We start from the raw sequence: 7,062 nt of genomic DNA, 5'->3' as shown, positions 1-7,062 counted from the left end.
TGTCCGATGGTGCCGACGTTGACGTGGGGCTTGTTGCGTTCAAACTTGGCCTTTGCCATGGGTAGTTCCTCTTTATTTGGGCTTAGTTACTTAACTAAAGTATTTAAATAATATGAATACGTTAATTAAATAATACTAAGCACATTAAGATAAATGTTAAAAGGTTGCACATTCGATGTGCAGATATTATAAGAAAATTACAACCAATAACAAGTCTTTTAACAAGTTATTGGCATATTCTCTACTGACAATACAAAGATTTGCGTTAGATTGTCTTATTTAGCAATTTCTTACTTACTCGTCATCATCTTTAGAGTTGAATTTAGAGATGATTTCAGCAGCTACTGACTTTGGAATTTCCGCATACTTTTGGAATTCCATTGAATACGTAGCACGGCCTTGTGACATAGAACGCATTTGAGTGGCATAACCAAACATTTCTGCTAATGGTACTTCAGCACGGATCTGTTTAGTACCACCAGGTAGATCTTCCATACCCTGAACTAAACCACGACGACGGTTAAGATCGCCCATGATATCACCCATGTAATCTTCAGGTGTTTCAACTTCTACTTTCATTACTGGCTCAAGTAGTGCTGGGTCCGCTGCCATGAAACCTTTTCTAAAGGCCATAGAACCTGCCATTTTGAACGATAATTCATCAGAATCGACATCATGATAAGAACCATCATACAAAGTTGCTTTTACGCCAACGACTGGGTAACCAGCAAGTACGCCGTTTTTCATGCGCTCTTGGATACCTTTATCAACAGCACCATGAAATTCTTTTGGTACAGTACCACCAACAACTTCTTCAGCGAATTCATACTCAGTTTCGCCCGCTGGATCAAGTGGCTCAAGACGTAACCAAACGTGACCAAACTTACCACGACCACCAGTCTGACGTACAAATTTGCCTTCTTGTTCAACAGTATTACGAATCGTCTCACGATAAGCAACCTGCGGCGCACCGATGTTCGCTTCAACGTTGAATTCACGCTTCATACGGTCAACTAGAATCTCTAGATGTAGCTCACCCATACCGCTAATGATCGTCTGACCAGACTCTTCGTCAGTGTGTACACGGAACGATGGATCTTCTTTTGCCAAACGGCCCAAAGCAATAGACATCTTTTCTTGGTCAGCTTTAGTCTTAGGCTCAACAGCTAGACTGATTACTGGATCTGGGAATTCCATACGCTCAAGAGTAATAACGTTACTCTCATCACATAACGTATCACCAGTACCTACGTCTTTCATACCAACTAGAGCTGCGATATCACCGGTACGAATCTCTTCTAGCTCTTGCTGTGAATCTGCCATCATTTGAACAATACGGCCTACACGCTCACGCTTCATCTTAACAGGGTTATAAACACTGCTGCCCTGCTTGATAACGCCAGAATAAACACGTACGAATGTTAAGTTACCAACGAACTTGTCGTTCATGATCTTAAATGCTAGTGCTGAGAATGGTGCTTCATCAGAAGCTTCACGCGTACCTTCAGTCTCATCTTTGTCGTCAAGAATACCACGAATAGCTGGTACATCCATTGGAGCTGGTAGATACTGAATAACCGCATCTAGCATCTTTTGTACGCCTTTGTTTTTGAAAGCAGTACCACAAAGTAATGGAATGATTTCATTGTCGATGGTCAATTGACGAAGCGCGCCGTGAATTTGCTCTTGAGTCAATTCGCCATTTTCCAGATATTCATTCATTAATTCTTCTGATGCTTCAGCAGCGTTTTCTACTAGATACTCGCGGTACTCCTCTGCTTTGTCTTGTAGTTCCGCTGGAATATCGCGCTCGTCGTATTCCATACCCTGAGAGGCTTCATCCCAGTAAATAGCTTTCATAGTTACAAGATCGACAACACCTTCAAAATCGTCTTCTTTACCAATTGGGATAACCAACGGTACAGGCTTACCACCTAGACGAGTTTTGATTTGCTCGATAACACGATAAAAATCAGCGCCAACGCGATCCATTTTGTTAACGAATGCCAAACGTGGCACTTGGTATTTGTTTGCCTGACGCCATACGGTCTCAGACTGTGGCTGAACGCCGCCTACTGCACAGTAAACCATGCACGCGCCATCAAGTACACGCATAGAACGTTCAACTTCGATTGTGAAGTCAACGTGACCTGGGGTATCAATGATGTTGATACGGTGTTCGTCGAATTGCTTAGCCATACCTGACCAGAAGCAAGTCGTTGCTGCTGAAGTAATAGTAATACCGCGCTCTTGTTCTTGCTCCATCCAGTCCATGGTAGCCGCACCATCATGGGTTTCACCAATTTTGTGGCTAACACCGGTATAGAATAAAACACGCTCAGTAGTAGTCGTTTTACCAGCATCAATATGCGCTGAGATACCGATATTGCGATAGCGTTTTAGGGGAGTTTTACGAGCCATAGTGTTTTCCTAAGGAAATTCGTGTATATAATAATGTGTTGTGTCTCTGCCTATTACTCTATGACAAAGCAGTCAGCTTCGTAATATTACTTACTGATTATTGGGCCTAATACGGACAAAAAAAAGAGCAAATACTAAGAATATAGTGGCATAAAACTTGAGATGTTTTCTAATAAGTAATCTGTTTATTTAAAAAGGACCATTACTAGAAAACATCTTGATAGATAGCCGCCACCCAGTTAAAAATAGGCTAAACCTTTTATAAACTGGATAAAGAGTGGCGGCAATCAGTAGAATAGAAAATATAAAATCAGTTAAAGCGATCTATCAATCTATAACTTAATATAGAGCACTATTAGTAAGCGGCTTAGAAGCGATAATGAGAGAATGCTTTGTTTGCATCTGCCATACGGTGAACTTCATCACGCTTTTTCATAGCATTGCCTTTACCTTCTGAAGCATCAGACAATTCGCCAGCAAGGCGTAAAGACATTGATTTTTCAGAACGTTTAGCAGCAGCTTCAGCCAACCAACGCATAGCCAATGCGGTACGACGGGAGGGGCGTACTTCCATTGGTACTTGATAGGTTGCACCACCAACACGGCGAGCTTTCACTTCAACCATAGGACGTACATTTTCTAAAACTTCTTCAAAAAAAGATACTGGATCTTCGATGTTACGCTTTTGACTTACTGTATCAAGCGCACCATAAACGATACGTTCGGCAGTAGACTTTTTACCATCACTCATTACATGGTTGATGAATTTAGCGATGGTTTGGCTACCAAACTTAGGATCTGGAAGGATCTCACGGGTAGCAACGACGCGACGTCTTGGCATAATAAATTTCCTTGTCTTCAGGAGTGTCTGACATTCACAACATGGCACCATTTAATAATGTAGGTGATATATCAAGTTGTCAGTCAGCCTTACTGCATGGCGGTATGTCATAACGACCTATTGTTGGTCTTACCAATAAAGCGGTTAACACCAAGCCCATGCACAGTTAATGGGTGATACGATTAAGCGGGGCTAATATTAAGCTTTAGGCTTCTTCGCACCATATTTAGAACGACCTTGCTTACGGTCTTTAACGCCTGCACAGTCTAACGCGCCGCGAACAGTGTGATAACGTACACCTGGTAGATCTTTTACACGACCACCGCGGATAAGTACAACACTATGCTCTTGTAAGTTGTGACCTTCACCACCGATATAGCTTGATACTTCATAACCTGAAGTCAAACGTACACGGCAAACTTTACGCATTGCTGAGTTAGGTTTTTTTGGCGTAGTAGTATATACACGAGTACATACACCACGGCGTTGTGGGCACGCTTGTAACGCAGGAACTTTTGACTTTTCCTTGATGGTTTTGCGACCCTTACGAATCAATTGGTTAGTTGTTGCCATAAGGCATCCTTCTCCCGTTTGGTATAAAACAAAAAAATGGGCAAACCCACCATCCTTTCCATAAACATGAAAATTTTGGGGTACCCATTTTTAGGACAGTGTATTATAAAGATATGTTACTGCTATTTCAACTACTTATAGACAATGCTACTTTACAATACCTAAAATATATGTATCAAGTATACTTTGCTACCAGTTAGTGATATTACAAAGCATTAAATGTACACATAAAAAGCTTACTACCTGCTTCTGAAAAATTATTGAGTACTGGGCTTGTTATCGTATATATGGCGTTGCAAGCTTACTTTTCAAGACAGCTATAGGTATGTTTACTGCATTTTGGATGATATTTTACCAGTCAACGCTATGACTCATCTACTTAGTATCTGCTTTGTTCTTAGCGTCAACGGCTTTGTCATCTGCTTTGTTATCATTTTTAGTCGACGCATCGGATTCTTCTTGTGTAGAATCACTGTCGAACTCTTCTGACTTACTTTCTTCATTTGAGTCTTCATCGCTTGCCATTTGTTTGACTTGTTCTTCACTGCTACTATCATCAGTAATAAAACGATTGGCAAGTTTTGGCTCTGGCGCGAAAGTCGCTTGAGCAACGCCAAGCACTTCATCAATCAAACGACTATTATAATGCATACCAACAGCTACCGCTGACACTGGTAACAAACGACGTAACCACGTTAAATCGACTTGATCCAAATCAAACCCTACTTGTCCAGCGATATTATCTATTTGCTCTGCATAAAAATTAACATTCTGGTTTTTGAGTCCAAGGTTTTGTAACTCACTGTGCAAACCGCGACTTTGAGCATTATCAAGTAGACCTTTTCCTACCCCAATACCTGCTAATAGGGCTTGTTTTTCTTGCATTTTGCTCAAATCTGCACTGGCAAGCAGCTCATAAGCCATTTTTATACCTTGTTTACCCGTTAAAGGTTGGTCATAAACAGCCGCTAACTGATAAACAGAGCGTAAAGACACCAATAGCAACCATAGCGTATCAGCCAACAATCCTGGCAATCCTGCTAAGCCCGTCAAACCGCCCAAAGTCGCCAACGCTCTATTCTGGTTGGCAATATCAGTCGCTAACGCGTAACGCTCTTCACCATCCAATGCAGTAATATCAGCAAAACGATGCTCATTAGGTAGGTCTAGTTGACTCCAGCTCGCTGCAAGTTTTGCAACCTGAACAAAAGAGCTGTCTAATACAGATTTGAACAAACTATTAGGAACAACTTTTTTAGCATATTTACCATAGGTGGCAAAGCGTGAACCTAATAGCTGCTGGGTCGTTTTTAAGGTTTGCTCCCGGAACAGATCTTGTTGGAAGTCTTCATCGCCTAAATTTACCGCTTTATATTGACGTGGTTTACTTGCTTTAGCATTAGCACTATCAATGAGCGAGCCCATACGCTCAAGATTATTACGAGTAAAATGACCAATGGTATTGATACCTTGAGAGAGAGTACTACGCTTTGCCATCGTTATGTCCTTAAAATGGTGGTTAAACAACCTAATAATTAGTCGGTATGCCTTTACGTTATGTAGTCATATATTAGATATATTAACACACTAGTAAACATGGGTAAAAAGAACAATGATAGGTACTTGTATCACTGTTTGAGCCGTTATCTTATCTATATCTTAGACTCTATGTCAGTGTGAACAATGTTATCAATGTCACAAAATTTGTATCTAAAGGTGTGGTTTATTTCTATTCTTACTTATCCTCTATAATGCATATAAGTTAGATTTTTAACCCATCTACTTTATCTAGGAATGCTATAATAGAGCATATTATAACGTTTGTACTTAAGTACAGTTTTTGCTTCGTTAATACGTTGTTGTAATATTGACGTAATAATCTGCAAATCTATATATGGTTAAATTATAGTTATAAATATTGGTCAGTAATTTTTAGATATATCGATAGTAATTTATTATTATAAGGAATGGAATATGCGCCGAGTTGTGATTACTGGAGCAGGGATTGTCTCTTGTATCGGACATGATTTAGAAGCCGTTACATCTGCTCTTCAACAAGGACAGTCTGGCATTAGATTTAATGAGACTTATGCTGAACAAGGGTTTAAGTCACAAGTTAGTGGTAGCATCGATAAGACCGAATTAGATACTTCCGGTATTGATCGTAAATTAAAGCGTTTTTTTAGCGATGCAAGCCTTTATGCGTATGTGAGTGCGTTAGCAGCTATCAAACAGTCTGGATTGTCCCTTGAGACCATCAATCATAATCCGCGTGTTGGCGTGGTTGCAGGCTCGGGTGGTGCATCGACAGGAGATGTTGTCAGTGCTGTCGATTCTATGCGTGAAAAAGGTTTACGCGGGGTCGGTGCAATGGCGGTACCTAAGACTATGAGTAGTTCGGTATCAGCTGCGCTCGCAACTGGACTAAAAATCCAAGGGATTTCTTACTCTATTTCTTCAGCTTGTGCAACATCAACCCACTGTATTGGACATGCAGCTGAGCTTATTCAATTGGGTAAGGCTGATGTGGTACTCGCTGGTGGTAGTGAAGCTGAAGATTGGACCCAGTCTTGTATGTTTGATGCTATGGGTGCCATGAGTACTCAGTACAATGATGTGCCCAAACAGTCTTCACGTGCTTATGATAAAGATCGTGATGGCTTTGTGATTGCTGGTGGCGGTGCAATGGTAGTGGTTGAGAGTCTTGAGCATGCCAAAGCGCGTGGCGCAAATATTTTGGCTGAGATCGTCGGCTATGGTGCCAGCTCTGATGGAGCAGAAATGGTTGCTCCAAGTGGTGAAGGTGCGGTACGTTGTATGCAGCAGGCGTTAGATCAAGCAGGGTTAGAGCATGTTGACTATATCAATACTCATGGTACCAGTACACCGTTAGGTGATATTACTGAGCTAAAAGCCATCGCTAAAGTATTTGGCTCTGATGCTGACTCTACCACGCAAAACTCTGTTCCCCCTATCAGCTCAACCAAATCAATGACAGGTCATAGCTTAGGAGCAGTTGGAGCGCAAGAGTTAATCTATTGCTTGCTTATGCTACAAAAAGGCTTTATCGCACCAAGTATCAACATTGAAAATATCGATGAGGCAGCAGCACCGTTTGATATTGTCACTGAGCTACGTGAAACCAAGCTAGACACCCTGATGAGTAATAGTTTTGGGTTTGGTGGTACTAACGCGACCTTGATTATTAAAAGGTTTGACGCTTAAAA

At 41.1% G+C, this 7,062-nt stretch carries 5 protein-coding genes; 1 reads left to right on the top strand and 4 read right to left on the bottom strand.

Features of this window, described 5'->3' with window-relative positions; all coding sequences use genetic code 11:
- Window positions 1–294 precede the first annotated feature (294 nt).
- From fusA to ACTXGH_RS12875, 4 genes are all read right to left on the bottom strand, one after another.
- Window positions 295–2,421 carry an elongation factor G gene (fusA, locus tag ACTXGH_RS12890; protein WP_439263468.1) on the bottom strand — a complete coding sequence of 709 codons (2,127 nt, stop codon included), beginning with the start codon at window positions 2,419–2,421 and terminating at the stop codon, window positions 295–297.
- Window positions 2,422–2,788: 367 nt separating this feature from the next.
- Window positions 2,789–3,262, bottom strand: coding sequence for a 30S ribosomal protein S7 (rpsG, locus tag ACTXGH_RS12885; protein WP_058369539.1), 474 nt, complete (start codon window positions 3,260–3,262; stop codon window positions 2,789–2,791).
- 198 nt (window positions 3,263–3,460) lie between these two features.
- The gene (gene rpsL, locus ACTXGH_RS12880) at window positions 3,461–3,835 is read right to left on the bottom strand and encodes a 30S ribosomal protein S12 (RefSeq protein WP_025646352.1); all 375 of its coding nucleotides are present in this window, start codon (window positions 3,833–3,835) and stop codon (window positions 3,461–3,463) included.
- A 375-nt stretch (window positions 3,836–4,210) separates the two neighbouring features.
- Entirely contained in the window at window positions 4,211–5,332 is a 1,122-nt protein-coding gene (locus tag ACTXGH_RS12875) for an EcsC family protein (RefSeq protein WP_439263470.1), read from the bottom strand.
- Between the two features lie 477 nt (window positions 5,333–5,809).
- On the opposite strand from ACTXGH_RS12875, the gene ACTXGH_RS12870 reads away from it, so the two are divergent.
- On the top strand, window positions 5,810–7,060 hold the full coding sequence (locus tag ACTXGH_RS12870) for a beta-ketoacyl-ACP synthase II (RefSeq protein WP_439296992.1): 1,251 nt from the start codon (window positions 5,810–5,812) through the stop codon (window positions 7,058–7,060).
- Window positions 7,061–7,062: the final 2 nt, after the last annotated feature.

It is taken from the genome of Psychrobacter sp. 1Y10 (genome assembly GCF_052259005.1).
Lineage (GTDB): Bacteria > Pseudomonadota > Gammaproteobacteria > Pseudomonadales > Moraxellaceae > Psychrobacter > Psychrobacter saeujeotis.
The sequence above is the reverse complement of the archived record's forward strand: the minus strand, read 5'-3'. Positions and strand labels throughout refer to the sequence as shown.